The sequence below is a fragment of the Sorangium sp. So ce327 genome, from assembly GCF_051530205.1.
Lineage (GTDB): Bacteria > Myxococcota_A > Polyangia > Polyangiales > Polyangiaceae > Sorangium > Sorangium cellulosum_B.
This window is the reverse complement of record NZ_CP150330.1, coordinates 9,285,599-9,301,840: the sequence shown is the minus strand read 5'-3', so window position 1 is coordinate 9,301,840 and position 16,242 is coordinate 9,285,599. Positions and strand designations below refer to the sequence as shown.

Genomic DNA, 16,242 nt, shown 5'->3' with positions numbered 1-16,242 from the left:
GTCTGGCGGATTCATGTGGGAAAGGCCGGCGCGCGGCCCCGGCCTCTCGGGATAAACCCACGCTTGCGCCCTCGTGAAGGCGGCTTCAGGTACCGCCGCAGCGGTCGTTCATCGGCGCACCAGCACGGCGCACGAGCGCGACGCGCGAGGAGGGGCAACATGGCTCTTGATCTCCTGAGAGAGCGGGGGACACCGCTCGACCGCCAGTCGTTCAACTGGCGTGATCTCGTCCAGGTGCCGTTCAGCAAGCTCGACGACGACGCGTTCACCCGGGTGCGCGTCATCCTGATGAACGGCATCGAGCTCGAGAGCGTGCGGTTCCTGCACAGCTTCGCGCGCATGAACCGGGATCTGCGGCGCGTGCTCGCCCAGGTGCGCCGCGTCGAGCACCACCAGGCCACGGTGGTGAACTGGCTCAACCCGCCGGATCAGTCGCCGCTCGAGACCACCATCGGATACGAGCAGGTCGCGATCGAGATCACCGCGCACGTGGCGCTCGCCGAGCCGGACCCGTACCTCGCGCAGGTCTATCGCTTCGGCATGCTCGAGGACTACGATCACCTGTATCGGTACTCGGCGCTCCTGGACCGCCTGGAAGGCAAGGACGCGAACAACATCCTGCAATCGTACACCGACGTGACGGCGGGGCGCCCGACCGCGGTGGAGCACCGCGCGCCCGAGGACGACGTGCGCGCGCCGTACGACCGGCGGACCGCGCACGGGATCACGAAGCTCAACGCGCTCACCATCATGGCGGCCGAGCAGCAGACGCACAACTACTACGTCAACGTCGGGCCGTTCTTCACGGATCCGGTGGCGCGGCTGCTCTACGCCGAGATCGCCTCGATCGAGGAGCAGCACGTCACGCAGTACGAGGCGATCATCGACCCCGAGGAGACCTGGCTCGAGAAGTGGGTCCTCCACGAGGCCAACGAGGTCTACAACTACTGGAGCTGCCTCCAGCAGGAGCAGAACGCCCGCGTGAAGCGGATCTGGGAGCGGTTCCTCGACTACGAGCTCGGGCAGCTCCACGTGGCCATCGACCACCTTAACCGGATCGAGCGGCGCGACGCGGCCGAGATCCTCCCCGCGTCGCTCCCGGACCCGGTCTCCCACACGAGCCACCGCCAGTTCGTGCGCGACGTGCTGTCCACGGAGGTGCAGCTCCGCGCCGTCGGCGAGGACATCGTCGATCCGCGGGTCGTCCCGGAGAGCGCGGCGACGATCGCCTACCGGCAGCAGATGAACTCCGCCGGCTCCCCCTCCGAGATCGTGGCCGCGGGCTACCGGTACACGCCGGGCACCGAGCTCTCGCGGCGCGCCGAGAAGATCGACGGACAGAAGGAGGCGACGCCATGAAACAGATCAAGATGGGGACCAACACCACGGGCATCGCGACCTCTCCCATCGACAGCAAGGAGCTCATCGAGTTTGCGCAGGTGATCCCGCCGAGCTCCCCCGGGAGCGAGGCCGAGGCCGCGGCGGTCAGGAGCGCGTACGCGAGGGAGTCGGGCACGGTCGGGAGCGTGCCGCCGCCGGCGAGCCTCAAGGGGGTCGTCAAGGCGGCCGGGGAGCTCATCCAGGGCAGGCCCCCCGCGCTGCTCATCGACAAGCTCGGCGAGCGCCTCCAGTTCGAGCGCTCGGGCACGCGCCTCTACGAGGCGCTGATCGCCAAGCACGACGCGGAGGGGACCTTCGAGGGAGGCCCGACGCGCGCCGACCTCGAGGCGATCCGCGACGACGAGCTCCGGCACTTCGCGCTGCTGAAGCGCGCGATCGAGCGGCTCGGGGCCGATCCGACCGCGATGACGCCCGGCGCCGACGTCATCGGCCTGGCGTCGTCCGGCGTCCTCGCGGTCGCCGTCGAGCCGAGGATCAACCTCGGGCAGAGCCTGCAGGCATTGCTCGTCGCCGAGCTCACGGACAACGACAGCTGGCGGATGCTCATCGACCTGGCGATCGCCTACGGCCAGGACGAGATGGCCGCCGAGTTCCGCGTGGCCGAGCAGCACGAGGCGATCCATCTCGAGCGCGTGCGAGCGTGGCTGTCGAGCAAGCTCGCGCTCGACGCGCGCGGCGAGCCCACCAGCACGACACCGCAGCAAGCCGCCTGACGCCGAGCCGGCACACCCCCCGGATCGGGCGATCCGGGCTGGGCGGATCGGAGGCGCCTTCGGTGCGGCGCCGTAGACCGGCCTCCGGGATCTCGGTTATGACGCTCGGCGCGCGGGCCCGGCGCATGCGGGGTGCCGCCAGCGGCTCCGCGCCCCGGGTGAACCCATGGACTTGCCCCAGAAGCTCCGATCGCTGTTCCTGCTGCCCTTGCTCGCGCCGCTCGCCTGCGGCGGCGCTCCGGCGTCCGCGCCGCCGCCCCCCCGACAGGCCGCCGCGCCGGCCCCGGCAGCGCCGGCAGCGCCGGCGGCCGCGGCCCCGGCGGCCGCAGCCCCGGCCGCGCCGACGACGGCCGGGCCGCGCGCCGACGCGACGCTCATGCCGCGGCGCATGCTCTTCGGCAACCCGGATCGCATGTCCCCCCAGATCAGCCCGGACGGCAAGCGGCTCGGGTTCCTCGCCCCCTCCGACGGCGTGCTCAACGTGTGGGTCGGCCCGGCCCAGGCGCCGGCGTCGGCCAAGCCGGTCACGAAGGAGCAGAGCCGCGGGGTGCGCACCTTCCTGTTCCCCTACGCGAACGACTATGTCCTCTATCGCCAGGACAAGGCCGGCGACGAGAACTGGCACATCTACGCCGTCGAGCTCAAGACCGGGCAGATCAAGGACCTCACCCCCTTCGAGGGCATCGCCGCGATGTTCGAGGGGATGAGCCCCAAGATCCCGAACGAGATCCTGATCGGCATGAACGATCGGGACAAGAAGGTCCACGATCTCTACCGCGTCGACGTGCGCACCGGCGAGCGCAAGCTCGTGCGGCAGAACGACGGATTCGTCGGGTTCGTCACCGACCATGACTTCAAGGCGCGGCTCGCGTCGCGGATGACGCGCGACGGAGGCCAGGAGTTCCTCGATCTCACCGGCAAGGAGCCGAAGCCCTTCGTCGCGTTCGGGCCCGAGGACGCCGTGACGAGCGAGGCGATCGGCTTCGACGCGGCCGGCAAGACGCTCTATTTCCGGGACAGCCGCGGCCGCGACACCTCCGCGCTCGTCACCCTCGATCTGCGGAAGGCGAAGCCCGCCGTGCTCGCCGAGGACGCGAAGGCCGATGTCAGCGACGTGATCGTCCACCCGAAGACGGGCAAGGTCCAGGCGGCGGCCTCCGAGCGCGAGCGCAAGCGCTGGCAGGTGCTCGACAAGAGCATCCAGCCGGATCTCGACGCCCTCCGCGCGGTCGCCGACGGCGAGCTCGACGTGCTGAGCCGGTCGCTCGACGACAAGCGGTGGACCGTCGGATACACCGTGTCGGACGGCCCCGTCCGATACTACCTCTACGACCGTGACGCGAAGAAGGCGACGTTCCTCTTCACGAACCGCGCCGCGCTCGAGTCGCAGCCGCTCGTGAAGATGCGGCCCGTGGTCATCAAGGCGCGCGACGGCCTCGAGCTCGTGAGCTACCTGTCGCTGCCGCGCGCCGCCGACCCCGACGGCGACGGCAAGCCGGACAGGCCGCTCTCGATGGTGCTCCTCGTCCACGGCGGCCCCTGGGCGCGCAGCTCCTTCCGCCTCGATCCGATGCACCAGTGGCTCGCGAACCGCGGCTACGCCGTGCTGAGCGTCAACTTCCGGGGCTCGACGGGCTTCGGGAAGAGGTTCGTCAACGCGGGCGACCTCGAGTGGGCGGGCAAGATGCACAACGACCTGCTCGACGCCGTGGAGTGGTCCGTCGCGCAGGGCATCGCCGACAGGGCGCGCGTGGCGATCATGGGCGGCAGCTACGGCGGCTACGCGACGCTCGTCGGGCTGACCTTCACGCCGGAGACCTTCGCCTGCGGCGTCGACATCGTCGGCCCGTCGAACCTCGTGACCCTGCTCCAGTCCATCCCGCCCTACTGGGCGCCGATGCTCGAGCTCTTCGCGAAGCGGGTCGGCGACCCCCGCACCGAGGACGGCCGCGATCTCCTGCGTACGCGCTCGCCGCTCTACCGCGCGGACCAGATCAAGCGGCCCCTCCTCATCGGCCAGGGCGCCAACGACCCGCGCGTGAAGCAGGCCGAGAGCGATCAGATCGTCAAGGCGATGACGAGCAAGGGGATCCCGGTCACGTACGTGCTGTACCCCGACGAGGGCCACGGCTTCGCCCGCCCGGAGAACTCCATGTCGTTCAACGCGATCGCGGAGACGTTCCTCGCGCAGTGCCTCGGCGGCTCCTACGAGCCGGTCGGCGGCGACTTCAAGAGGTCGAGCGTCACCGTCCCCGTGGGCGCCGAGGCCGTCCACGGGCTCTCCGCGGCGCTCCCCCGGCCCTGAGCGCGCCGCTACGTCCGCTGGGTCGACGCGGTCCGCGTGCGCCGCCGCGCCTCTGGCTCGCTCACCGGGGGCGCGCTCGTGAGGTCGTCGAGCGTCTCCAGCAGCTGCTCCAGGTCGAACGGCTTGTTGATGATCCGCGTCGCGTCCGGGTGGTTCGGATCGATGCAGAAGCCGGGATCGCTGAGCGCGGTCACGAGCACGACCGGCGCCGCTCTCCCCTCGGCCGCGAGCGTCTCGATGAGGCGCGGCCCGTCCAGGAACGGCATCACGCAGTCGATGACGATGGCGTCGGGCGGCGCCTGGGAGCGCAGCCGCTCCAGGGCTTCGAGGGGGTCGGTGTACCCCTCGACCTCATACCCTTCCGCCAGCAGCACCTCCGCCAGCGTCTCGACGATCGCGTCGTCGTCGTCGACGACCACGATGCGCCGCTGCCTTCCTCGCTCTGAGTCTCCTTGGTCGTCTCGCTCGTCGCTCACGCTCACCTCGGTGGAGAACCCCGGTGTCACTTCTGGGACCGGCCGCTCTCGCCGTCGACCCTCGTAGACCACCTCTGTGCGAATTGTTTACAGGCTCTCCCGGTGCTCGCTCCGAGCGCCCCGGCCTCCGCCGCCTCTCCGGCTCTTCCGCGGAGATCCCGGCGTGGGGCTCAGCTCCGTGGCGGAGCCTGCTCGTGCGCCGGCGAGAGGTCCGGAGAGCTCCCCATCCTCGTGTGCAGCTGGACGGGCCGCTGGCGCACCCGGAGGCGCATGTTGATGAGCTCGACGCCGAGCGAGAAGGCCATCGCGAAGTAGATATACCCCTTGCTGATGTGCTGGCCCATGCCGTCGGCCATGAGCACCACGCCGATGAGGAGCAGGAAGCTCAGCGCGAGGATCTTCATGCTCGGGTGGCGCTGGATGAACGCGCCGATGCTCCCGGCGAAGACGAGCATCACGCCCACCGCGATGAACATGGCCACCATCATGATCGAGATGTGCTGCGCCATGCCGACGGCGGTGATGACCGAGTCGAGCGAAAAGACGATGTCGAGCAGCACGATCTGCGCGATGACGGAGGGGAAGGACGCCTTCGCCTTCGGCTGATCTTCCTTGGGATCGTCGACCTCGAGTTTATCGAACATCTCGTGGGTCGCCTTGCCAATCAAGAACACACCGCCAGCCAGCAGGATCAGATCACGCCCGCTGAAGTCGTGTCCGAGCAGGCTGAACAGGGTAGCCTTGAGTCCCATCACCCATGAGATCGCGAGCAGGAGGAGCAGCCGCATCCCGAGGGCGAGCACGAGTCCGATGCGGCGGGCGATGGGCTGCTGCTCCAGCGGCAGCTTCGCCGTCATGATGGAGAGGAAGACGATGTTGTCGATTCCAAGCACGATCTCCAGCGCGCTGAGGGTCGCCAGCGTGATCCAGCCGTCGGCGTGCAGGAAGGGGCTCATGTCAGGCATCGGGGTGGCGCTTTGTAGCATGGACAGCCGTGACCGCCCGCCACGTCCGGACCATCGCCCCGCTCTGCGGTGGATCCTGGGCGATCTTGCTCCCGTGTTCAGGGCGCGGGGCGACGGCGATTACGACGGATGCGTGAACGCAAAGTACGTCAACGGTGTTGACGGTGTTGATGGCGTCGACGGAGGCGACACGTCGGCGCGCACGGCACGGCGGCGCTTGACGCGGGATGTTGACATCCGGTACAGAGGATCTGGAAGTACGCGCAAGTGGATCTGCCTCCTTCCCGGCTTCCAGGTGAGCTCCTGCGGGGTGTTGTCGAGCTCGCCGAACAGCGCCGTGATTCCTCGCCATGCTGGCGGAGCAGCCTCGTTGCCTGTTCCTCACGTGGAACGCGTGGCCTCGCGACAGAGGGGGCGACCGCGTGACCGTGGTTCCGAAGATCGGCTTCGGGCAGGACGCGCGCTGGGCCGCCGGCGGCAGCGCTGACGGGGGGCCTCTGGATCGGGCGCTCCTCGGGGGAGATCCGGCGGTCCGGGTGCCGGAGGCGTGCTGGCTGGACGGCGGCGCTGCCTGGCTGCGCATCGAGGGGCGCGACCTGAGCTACCCGATCGTCCTGCTCGGCTCGATGGGCGCCTGGATCGAGCCCGACTATCGGACCTCGTTCCCTTTCGGCAGCGTCGTCCGGGTGCGCCTGTACGCCGGCGACGTCGAGATCGGTCCGCTCTCCGCCGTGCTGGTGCTCCAGTCGATGGGCCTGCGGGGGCCGCTCATCGGGCTGTCGTTCGAGGACGGAACCCCCTCCCGCGCGGCGGGGCAGATCCGCGACGTGCTGCGCGCCCTCGTCGACGCGGGCACGGCCAAGGCGGCCGCGGCGAGCCTGTTCAGGCCATCGGCCACGGACGCGGGGCACGTGCGCGAAGTCATCGACGACCCCAGGAGGGTGCGCAACATCCTCGGCTTCCTGCTGCGGAGGAAGGGTGTCGTCCGCCGCGCCGCCGAGAGCGCGCCGCCCCTCTGCGTGATGCTCAGCGAGGTGGGGGCCGGGACGGTCACGTGGTTCGGCATCAAGGGCTGGAGCGAGGACGCCGCGGTCGAGATCGCCGGGCAGAACTCCGTCTTTCGCTTCAACGTCCGCGCGGACGAGGTGCGCCCGGGCGAGCTCGTCTCCGCGCTGCCGGCGCGCGTGGAGCGCCTCCGCAAGAGCCTGCTGCAGCGGGGCGTCGAGGCCGATCTCACCGCGCGCTTCCTGCACCCCGAGTGGCTTCACATCCCGCCGATCGAGGCCGAGGTGGTCGACGTGTCCTTCTCGGGCCTGCGGATGGCGCTGACGAGGGGACACCCGCCGCTGCTCCCCAGGCACAAGCTCTCGCTGGAGCTCCCCGACGGCGACGACGGCGTCGTCCACCTGCGGGGCGAGGTGCGGTCGGTGTCGGTCGTGGACGGCGCGGACACCCAGCTCTGCAGCGTGCACGTGACCGCCGCGCGGCGCGAGGACGAGCGGCGCTGGCTCAGGCTCGTGTCCCGCATCCTGCACGCGACGACCTACGGGGGGACCGCGTGGCAGGCGGAGCTCTGGGATCTCTTCGACTCGTCCGGCTATTTCAACCTCTCCGGGCGGCGGCCGGAGCACTTCGAGGCCATCAAGCCGAGCTTCCTGACCATGGCGCAGAAGGCCGCGGCGGTGCCGCACCTCCTGTACAACGTGGCGTGTCTGTCCGAGCACGGGATCGAGGGCAATTTCTCGATCATGAAGCCATACCACAGCACGTGGATGATTCATCAGCTCGCGAAGCGGCCAAAGTCCGCGTCGAACCTGAGCTCCCGGCAGGTGCTCCGCGACATGTTCACTCGCTGCTTCGAGCACGCGATGGCCGACCCGGAGTGCCGCTGGATCATCGCCTACGCGGAGGCGCACGTCGCGTGGAACGAGCGATCGCTGTTCGAGTTCGCCCGCGCGCGCCACGAGACGGGCCACGTCCTGTCGCTGCCGTTCCGCCTGATGGGGGTGGACGCGCGCGCCGCGCCGCGCGCGCCGCGCGAAGCCGGCGGGCCGATCGAGATCGGCGAGCCGACCCCCGGGGAGCAGGCGGCGCTGCTCGGCCTCCTGTGCGCGACGTCGCCGCGCATGTACGCGGAGGCGCTCGATCTCGTGCCCGGCAGGCTCGGGATGGGGCCCTGCGTCGAGCGCTGGCGCAGCGCGGGCCTGGAGCGGGAGCGCGTGCTCCTCGTGGCGCGCCAGCACGGCGAGCCGCTGGCGGTCGCGGTCCTCGAGCTCGGCGAGCTCGGAACGAACCTCTTCCGCCTCCTCGACTCGATCCGCATCTTCCCGATGCGCCCCGGCGGAGACGCCGCGCTCGGCCCGCTGCTCGACGCGGCGTGCGGCTGGTTCCGCAGCCACGACAGGAAGTCGTTCATCTACTTCGGTGAGCGCGGCAAGCTGACGTTCGACGGTCCTGCCGGCGTGCACGACCTCGGCGAAGGACGGCTGTGGATCGTCGCCAGGGAGCTCGTCCCGGAGTTCGTGGAGCATGTCTACCGGCTCACCGAGCCGAAGCCGCGATAACGGCCTGGATCAGCGGCGGCGCGACGCTATGGTCTCTCGGTCTCAGTCTCGCTCTCGGTTCTCCAGGTGAGGCGGCATGTACCAGCTCAAGATCGACCTCATCAACGCGCTCATCGAGGTCACGTTGCAAGGCGTCGTGCGCACGGAGGAGGCGCAGGCGTACGCCGCGGAGTACAAGAAGGCCCTCGGCTCGCTCTATGGCCGGAGGATCCGCGTCCTCGTGGACTTCCGTGGCTTTTCCATCGCCTCCGAGGAGGCGACGGAGCTCCTCCGGGACATCGCGGCGACCTCGACCGCGATGGGGGTGATCAGGGCCGCCGAGCTCGTGCAAAGCGATCTCGCGGCGCTTCAGGCGAGCCGGATCGCCCGTGAGGCGGGGACCGCGCAGCTCGTGCGGGTCTTCAAGGACGAGGCAGCCGCGCGCAGCTGGCTCTTCGGCGATCGCCCGACGCCGTGAGGGCCGGCGCTGCGCGGGCCGCCGCGGCGCGCCGTGCAGGCTGCCCGCCCGCGGCGCCGGGTCAGCGCACGACGAGCACCTCGTCGACGGGGCGGCGGAGGGAGCGCGCCGAGACGGGGCCCGCGAGCGACAGGCGGAAGAGCAGGACCTCCGCCGTCGCGTCGGTGACGTCGAACAGCCGGAGATAGCGCTCCCGGAGCCCGGCCGCGGCCTCCGCGGTCTCCGCGTCGAGCCCCTCGCCGCGGCCCCGGATCAGCCGCGCGAACAGGTAGGGCAACGTCGTCATCGGGTAGACCGCGATGCCCAGCTGCGTCGCGGTGAGCCACGCGCGCTCGACCGCCCGGCCGCCCTGGAAATAGTCGGTGAGCCGGGCGCGCGGCAGGGTGATCAGCCCGACGGCCGCCGCGCAGCGGATCGCCTTCTGCGCCATCCTCTCGAGCCCCCGGCCGCCGCCCCAGCGTCGCACGAGCTCCAGGGCGCGGTAATCCCGGCAGATCTTGAACCCCGCGAGATCGGTCGGCGAGAGCTCGAGCGTGCCGACGAACAGCCCGTCCCGGCGCGCCTCGGCCTCCGCCTCGGTCCAGCGGACCTCCCGCATCATGTCGGCGTGGGTCTGCCTGGCGAGCATCCGGAGCCGATCGCCGGCGCCGATGAGGGCGCCGATCTCGTCGAGCTCCGCCGGCGCCTCGAGCAGCCCGAGGCGCGCCCCGGGGATGGACTCGACAGCGGCGCGGAGGGCGGCGCGGTGCTCCTCCGCGAGCGGCGCCCGCTGGCCAGGGCGCCGGTTCGTGTGCCGGAGCCCGATGGCGTCCGCGAGGCCATCCATGGCGTGGTCCTCGGCGCCGGGGGTCGGCGCGCCGAAGAACGCGAACGTGGCGGCCAGGTCCTCGTCGCCCTCGCGCGGGAACGGCGAGACGCGCACGCCGAGCCCCTCGCGGTGCGCGGCGAGGACGACGTTCTCGGCGGCCGCGCCGAGCGCGACCACGCCGCCCGCGCCCTGGAAGTCGGCGAGCGACTCGGAGCGCGCCCGGTCGTGGAACAGCCCGAGGCGACGGCCCTCGTGGACCCAGAGCCAGGGCTGGCAGTTGCCGCCCGAGGGCGCCGCGACGCCCGCCGCGACGAGCCGCCGCAGCCGCGCCGGGTCGAGCGCGACGGCGCCGGCCTCGGCGGCCGGGAGCGGGCCCGCCGCCGCGGCGAGGGCAGGGCCCGGCGCGCGCGGCGCGTCCGCGGCGGCGGGCTCCCCCTCGGGGCCGCTGATGAGCTCCTCGAGGTCGACATAATACCGGCCTGACCGCACCGGCTCCCCGAGGGCGATCCGGCGCGCCGTGTCCGCGGCCGCCGCCCCGCCGTGGACGACCGCCGACCCGAGCTGAGGCCATGTGCTCACCGACTGCTGCACCTCGACGAGCGACGCGCGGAGCCGGAGCGAGATCGCGTCTTGCCCGATGATCTGCATGACATAAGGCACCTTGTCCTCGGTCGACAGGCCGCGGACGCGCTCGGGCGTGAGATCGCCGACGAGCCCGTGGAGGATCGGCCGATCGCCCTCCCGATCGAAGCGCTCGACGTCGATGAGCCCCCGGTCGCTCGTCTCCATCACGACCGGTATGCGGTGGGCGCGCGCGGTCGTGCGGAGCAGGAGCTTGATATCGAGGCTGTCGCACTCGTCCACGAGGACATCGAGCTTGCCCCCGTCGAGCAGGAAGCGCTCGATATTGTCCGCCGTGACCCCCTCGGGGAAGCACGTCACGTGGAGGAACGGATCGAGCTCGGCGATCTCGCGCGCCGTGGCGACGACCTTCGGCAGGTCGAGGTTGTGCGCGCCGGTCCGGATCCGGTTCAGGTTCGAGAGATCGAGGTGGTCGAAGTCCGCGAGGCGCAGCTCGCCGGCGCCCCGCTCGAGCGCGATGGTCATCGCCACGGACTGCCCCACCGAGAGGCCGACGACGCCGATGCGCCGGCGGGCGAGCGCCGCCTGCTCCTCGCCGCTGATCTTGTGCTTGTTCCGGTCGGTCCGCAGCTCGACGAACTCGGCCTCATCGAGCAGGTGCACGAGGCGGTGCGACCACGGATAGTGGACCCAGACTCCATAGGCCTCGATGGGGGCGCCGTTCAGGTGCTCTCCCACGAGCCGCGCGACGTCCCGCTCACCGAGGCGCTCCCGGGGGTGGCGGGTCTTCACGAGATCGGCGAGCTGCCGGCCGATCGTGTCGAAGATCTCGATCCGGGCGTCGTCGTGGAGCAGGCGGCCGAGCTCCTCCGCGTCGTCCTCGCGCGCCGGGCGGAAGAAGCGGGGACGCCACGCGCCGTTCGGGGCCTCTCGCGCCGCTCGCGAGGAGATGAGCTGCTGCCAGCGGGTCGTGTTCATCGCGGTGGTCCGATCCCCCTCCTGCCACCCTCCTACCACCCCCGCGCCCCAGGCGTCGCCACGATCTCCCCGGCGGCCCCCGGGTCAGCGCGGCGCGCGGGACGGCCGGCCCTCGATCTCGAGTCTCATCTTCGTGACCTTGTGTTGCACCTCGGCGGCCTCAGGCCCGGTGATCTCCAGATAGCGCAGCGCGGCCACGACGTCGCTGCCCCGGAACGCCTTGACCCGCGGGTTGAACCAGCTGAGCGCAGTCCCGATCTGCCGGACGAGGAGCGCGTCCGTGCAGATCGCCACGGTGAGCGCGGTCTTGCTGACGTAGTCGTTGATGGATGCCCGCTGCTTCGCGTTGGGTCCCCCCCCGGCGGTCACCACGAGAGTCTTCGTGCAGGTGGGCGGGAGACTGCCCGCCGCCTGCATATACCCTTCCCATTCCTCGTCGGTCGGCGGTTCCCTGCCGTGGACGGCGATGAGCACGTGCTCCGTCGTGTCGAACAGCATGCTGGGTTTCGTCATCGTCTCACCGAGCGCGCACCGATCTTACGTCTGCGCACCGCCGAGCCGCCAGCGCGCACAGCCATCCCCTGGGATAGTCGTGCGCCTGGCCACCGGGCAAGGATCCGCGAGGTCCATGGGGTGCACCTAGGACGGTTCGATCGACGGAGCAACGACCGCGAGCGACTTTCGATGCGGTGCTCCGGTGGACGGGCCGCGCCGCGCTTCGGCGCGACTCCCATGCGGCGCGCGCGGCGGCGAGGGAGTCGCGCCGGGCCGGCTCGACGTGGGGCATCGCGGCGGATGGAGTCGCTCGAGCGGCAGGGTCCTCTCGTTCGCGTCGCTCGTGTCGTTCGCGTCGTTCGCGCGGCCCAGCCAGGGCATACCCGAGTTATTTCCAAAGTATTTCATGACGTGCTGCTGGGCAGTTGCACGGTGGGCCGCCAGCTGCTCTGTGGTCTATACTACGGGATGTGCGCTGGGGATCTTCCGTAGGCGGGTGCGGCGCGTGCCGCGTCGCACCGAGGCTTGACGGATGGCCCCCACCGCATGTAGCGCTCGATCGGTGGGCTGTGGTGCCCAGCAGCCAGGGGCGGCGCCCGGCCTGTTGGTCGGGGCTGCCGAGTGACGACCTCGCCGGGGGGAAAGGTTTTTCACGATGCGTGTGCTGGAAAACTTCGTCGGCGGCGCCTGGTCTCGAGCCTCGGGGGCGACGCGCCTCGAGGTGAAGAACCCGGCGACCGGGGAATCTCTTGCGGAGGTGCCCCTCTCGACGGCGGCCGACGTCGACGCGGCGGTGAAGGCCGCGCAGGCGGCGTTCCCCGGCTGGAGCGCGACGCCGCCGGTGCAGCGGGCGCGCTACCTCTTCAAGCTGCGCGAGATCTTCGACGCCCATCGCGACGAGATCGCGGCGATCTGCACCTCCGAGCACGGCAAGACGCTGGCCGAGGCCCGGAACGATTTCGGTCGTGGCATCGAGAACGTCGAGCACGCGGCCGGCATCCCGGCCCTCCTGATGGGGCAGGCCCTCGAGGACGTCGCGTCCCGGATCGACTGCCACACGATCCGCCAGCCGCTCGGCGTCTTCGCCGCGATCACGCCGTTCAATTTCCCCCCGATGGTGCCGCTCTGGTTCTTGCCGTACGCCATCGCGACGGGGAACACGTTCGTGCTCAAGCCGTCGGAGCAGGTCCCGCTCTCGCAGCAGCGCATCTTCGAGCTGATCGAGCAGGCCGGGCTGCCGCCCGGGGTGGTGAACCTGGTCCATGGCGGCCGTGACGTCGTGAACGCCTTCTGCGCGCACAGGGACATCGCGGGCGTGTCGTTCGTCGGCTCGTCGGCGATCGCGCGCCACGTGTACAAGAGCGCCGCGGAGGCGGGCAAGCGGGTCCAGGCGCTCGGCGGGGCGAAGAACTTCCTCGTCGTGATGCCGGACGCCGAGCGGCAGATGACGGTCGCCAACGTGGCCGAGTCCATCTACGGCTGCTCCGGCCAGCGATGCCTGGCCGGCAGCGTCGTCGTGTGCGTCGGCGACACCTACGAGGCCGTGCGCGACGGGCTCGTGCGCCACGCGAAGGGGATCGTGCTGGGCGACGGATCGAAGCCGGGCGTGACCATGGGCCCGGTGATCTCGGCGGCGCACAGGGACCGGGTGCTCTCGTACATCAACCAGGGTGTGGCCGAGGGGGCGACGCTCCTCCTCGACGGCCGGGACGCCAGGGTCGAGGGGTATCCGGACGGCAACTGGGTGGGGCCCACGGTCTTCGACGACGTGCGGCCAGGGATGGTGATCGCGACCGAGGAGATCTTCGGGCCGGTCGCGTGCCTGATGCGCGCGAACGACCTCGACGAGGCGATCGCGATCGCGAACCGGAGCGAGTACGGCAATGCGGCGTCGATCTACACGTCGAGCGGCCGCGCGGCGCGCGAGTTCCAGCACCGCGTCGGGGCCGGGATGGTCGGCGTGAACATCGGCGTCGCGGCGCCCATGGCCTTCTTCCCCTTCGGCGGCCAGAAGGGCAGCTTCTTCGGCGATCTGAAGGCGCACGGCCCGACGGCCATCGACTTCTACACGGAGCGCAAGATCGTCATCACGAGGTGGTTCTGATGGCACGAAATGTACTTGGCGGGCTCATCCAGTGCTCCACCCCGATCGCCGACGACGGCGCCTCCGTCATGGCCATCCGGGACGCGATGTTCGAGAAGCACCTGTCGTTCATCGACGAGGCGGGGAAGAGGGGTGTGCAGATCCTCTGTTTGCAGGAGGTCTTCAACACACCTTACTTCTGTCCTTCGCAGGACGCGAAATGGTGCGATGTCGCCGAGCCCGTCCCCGGCCCGACGGTCGAGCGGCTCGCGGCGTACGCCAAGAAGTACAAGATGGTGATGATCATCCCGATCTACGAGCGGGAGATGGCGGGCGTCTATTACAACACGGCCGCCGTGGTCGACGCCGACGGCACGTACCTCGGCAAGTACCGGAAGACGCACATCCCGCACACGAACGGGTTCTGGGAGAAGTTCTTCTTCAAGCCGGGGAACCTCGGCTATCCCACGTTCCAGACGCGGTATGCGCGGATCGGCGTCTACATCTGCTATGATCGCCACTTCCCGGAGGGGGCGCGGCTGCTCGGCCTGAACGGCGCCGAGATCGTGTGGAACCCCTCGGCGACGGTCGCCGGGCTCTCCCAGTACCTCTGGAAGCTCGAGCAGCCCGCGCACGCCGTGGCCAACGGCTACTTCATCGCCGCCTCGAACCGCGTCGGCACCGAGGCGCCGTGGAACATCGGCAAGTTCTACGGGACGAGCTACTTCTGCGACCCGCGGGGCAGCTTCCTCGCGACGGGGAGCGAGGACAAGGACGAGCTCGTCGTCGCCGAGATGAACCTCGACCTGATCGAGGAGGTGCGGAGGACGTGGCAGTTCTACCGCGATCGCCGGCCCGAGACGTACGGCGAGCTCACGGAACAGCTGCCCTGAGGGCCCGGGGCGGCGGGAGGGCGGCGCCGCCCCCGGAGGGGACCCGCCGCCCGGCGCTCACCCGCGGAGGAGCAACATGGGCATCCTGATCAAGAACGGCGAGATCATCACAGCGAGCGACCGGTTCGTCGGCGACGTCTACTGCGAGGACGGGAAGATCGCCGCGGTCGGCGCGGGGCTGTCGAAGGAGCGCGCGGGGGACACGGTGATCGACGCCTCGGGGCAGCTCATCTTCCCCGGCGGGGTCGACGCGCACGTGCACATGGAGCTGCCGTTCATGGGGACGGAGAGCTCCGATGATTTCGAGACCGGCACGGCGGCGGGCGTCGCCGGGGGCACGACCTCGATCATCGATTTCGTGATCCCGGCGCGGGGGCAGGCGCTGCTCGACGGGCTCGCGATGTGGAACGAGAAGGCGAAGAAGGCGGTCTCCGATTACGCCTTTCACATGGCCGTCACCTGGTTCGGCGACGATACCCTCAAGGAGATGGCCGTCTGCACGCGCGAGCACGGCATCCCGTCGTTCAAGACCTTCATGGCCTACCGCGGGGCCATCGGCGTCGACGATCCGGAGCTCATCCAGGTGATGGAGGCCGCCAAGGGCCTCGGCGCGCTCGTGACCGTGCACGCCGAGCACGGCGACGCGGTCGTCGCGCTCCAGAAGAAGCTCCTGAAGGAGGGCAAGACCCACCCGCGGTACCACGCGCAGAGCCGCCCCGCGCCGATCGAGGGCGAGGCGACGGGGCGCGCGATCATGCTCGCCCGGATGATCGGCGAGCCGATCTACATCGTCCACCTCACCTGCAAGGAGGCGCTCGCCGCGGTCACCGAGGCGCGGAGCCGGGGCCAGGTGGTCATGGCCGAGACGTGCCCGCAGTACCTCCTGCTCGACGACTCGGTGTACGAGAAGCCCGGCTTCGAGGGGGCGGCCTACGTGATGAGCCCGCCGATCCGGCCGAAGGGCCACCAGGACGCGCTGTGGGCCGCGCTCTCGTCGGGGCTCATCCAGACCGTGGCGACCGACCACTGTCCCTTCAACCAGGTCGGCCAGAAGGACATGGGCAAGGACGATTTCTCGCGGATCCCGAACGGCGCCGCCGGCATCGAGAACCGCCTCGCCCTGCTCTGGACCTACGGGGTGCTCGCGGGGCGGATCGACGTCCACCGCTTCGTCGATCTCTTCTCGACGCAGCCGGCCAAGATCTTCGGGCTGTACCCGCGCAAAGGCTCGATCGTGCCGGGCGGCGACGCGGATCTCGTGGTCTTCGACCCGAAGGGGACGAGCACGATCTCGGCGAAGACCCACCATCACCGGTGCGACCGGAGCATCTTCGAGGGCTTCGAGGTGAAGGGGAAGCCGACGCACGTCATCGTGAACGGCCGGGTCCAGTGCACGGACGGCAAGCTCGACGTGCAGCGCGGCGCAGGGCGCTATCTACCCCGCCGGCTCGGCCCGACCCAGGGAGCCCAGGCCTTCTAGTCACCACGCACCACCCACCATTCGAGAGGAGCCGCGCGAGCG

General features: G+C 70.3%; 12 protein-coding genes. 8 read left to right on the top strand and 4 right to left on the bottom strand.

Annotated features, from left to right (window positions below; genetic code table 11):
- Positions 1–159: 159 nt before the first annotated feature.
- From WME95_RS34820 to WME95_RS34810, 3 genes are all read left to right on the top strand, one after another.
- The gene (locus WME95_RS34820; protein WP_437903659.1) at positions 160–1,359 is read left to right on the top strand and encodes a hypothetical protein; all 1,200 of its coding nucleotides are present in this window, start codon (positions 160–162) and stop codon (positions 1,357–1,359) included.
- The gene (locus tag WME95_RS34815) at positions 1,356–2,114 is read left to right on the top strand and encodes a ferritin-like domain-containing protein (RefSeq protein ID WP_437903658.1); all 759 of its coding nucleotides are present in this window, start codon (positions 1,356–1,358) and stop codon (positions 2,112–2,114) included. Before WME95_RS34820 ends, WME95_RS34815 begins: the two co-directional genes overlap by 4 nt.
- Before the next feature lie 166 nt (positions 2,115–2,280).
- Positions 2,281–4,419: a S9 family peptidase gene (locus WME95_RS34810; protein ID WP_437903657.1), complete on the top strand. Its 2,139-nt coding sequence runs from the start codon at positions 2,281–2,283 to the stop codon at positions 4,417–4,419.
- Positions 4,420–4,427: 8 nt separating this feature from the next.
- Here the strand turns inward: WME95_RS34810 and WME95_RS34805 are convergent, their stop codons facing one another.
- Together WME95_RS34805 and WME95_RS34800 are read right to left on the bottom strand one after the other, a co-directional pair.
- Complete coding sequence (locus WME95_RS34805; protein WP_231864366.1) at positions 4,428–4,895, bottom strand: response regulator; 468 nt, start codon at positions 4,893–4,895, stop codon at positions 4,428–4,430.
- A 170-nt stretch (positions 4,896–5,065) separates the two neighbouring features.
- Positions 5,066–5,860 (bottom strand): TerC family protein, encoded by a 795-nt coding sequence (locus WME95_RS34800; protein WP_437903656.1) that lies wholly within the window; start codon positions 5,858–5,860, stop codon positions 5,066–5,068.
- Between the two features lie 422 nt (positions 5,861–6,282).
- On the opposite strand from WME95_RS34800, the gene WME95_RS34795 reads away from it, so the two are divergent.
- On the top strand, positions 6,283–8,424 hold the full coding sequence (locus tag WME95_RS34795) for a hypothetical protein (RefSeq protein WP_437903655.1): 2,142 nt from the start codon (positions 6,283–6,285) through the stop codon (positions 8,422–8,424).
- A gap of 76 nt (positions 8,425–8,500) precedes the next feature.
- Positions 8,501–8,881, top strand: a complete 381-nt coding sequence (locus tag WME95_RS34790; protein ID WP_437903654.1) for an STAS/SEC14 domain-containing protein — start codon at positions 8,501–8,503, stop codon at positions 8,879–8,881.
- Positions 8,882–8,942: 61 nt separating this feature from the next.
- Here WME95_RS34790 and WME95_RS34785 read toward each other — a convergent pair whose 3' ends face one another.
- Positions 8,943–11,249: an Rv1355c family protein gene (locus WME95_RS34785; RefSeq protein WP_437903653.1), complete on the bottom strand. Its 2,307-nt coding sequence runs from the start codon at positions 11,247–11,249 to the stop codon at positions 8,943–8,945.
- A gap of 84 nt (positions 11,250–11,333) precedes the next feature.
- Positions 11,334–11,762, bottom strand: a complete 429-nt coding sequence (locus tag WME95_RS34780; protein WP_437543745.1) for a hypothetical protein — start codon at positions 11,760–11,762, stop codon at positions 11,334–11,336.
- 637 nt (positions 11,763–12,399) lie between these two features.
- Between WME95_RS34780 and WME95_RS34775 the strand changes: the two genes are divergently transcribed.
- From WME95_RS34775 to hydA, 3 genes are all read left to right on the top strand, one after another.
- Entirely contained in the window at positions 12,400–13,848 is a 1,449-nt protein-coding gene (locus tag WME95_RS34775; protein ID WP_437903652.1) for a CoA-acylating methylmalonate-semialdehyde dehydrogenase, read from the top strand.
- Positions 13,848–14,720, top strand: a complete 873-nt coding sequence (locus tag WME95_RS34770) for a nitrilase-related carbon-nitrogen hydrolase (RefSeq protein ID WP_437709781.1) — start codon at positions 13,848–13,850, stop codon at positions 14,718–14,720. The genes WME95_RS34775 and WME95_RS34770 overlap by 1 nt, the downstream gene beginning before the upstream one ends.
- 76 nt (positions 14,721–14,796) lie before the next feature.
- Positions 14,797–16,200, top strand: coding sequence for a dihydropyrimidinase (hydA, locus tag WME95_RS34765; RefSeq protein ID WP_437903651.1), 1,404 nt, complete (start codon positions 14,797–14,799; stop codon positions 16,198–16,200).
- The last annotated feature ends 42 nt before the right edge of the window (positions 16,201–16,242 follow it).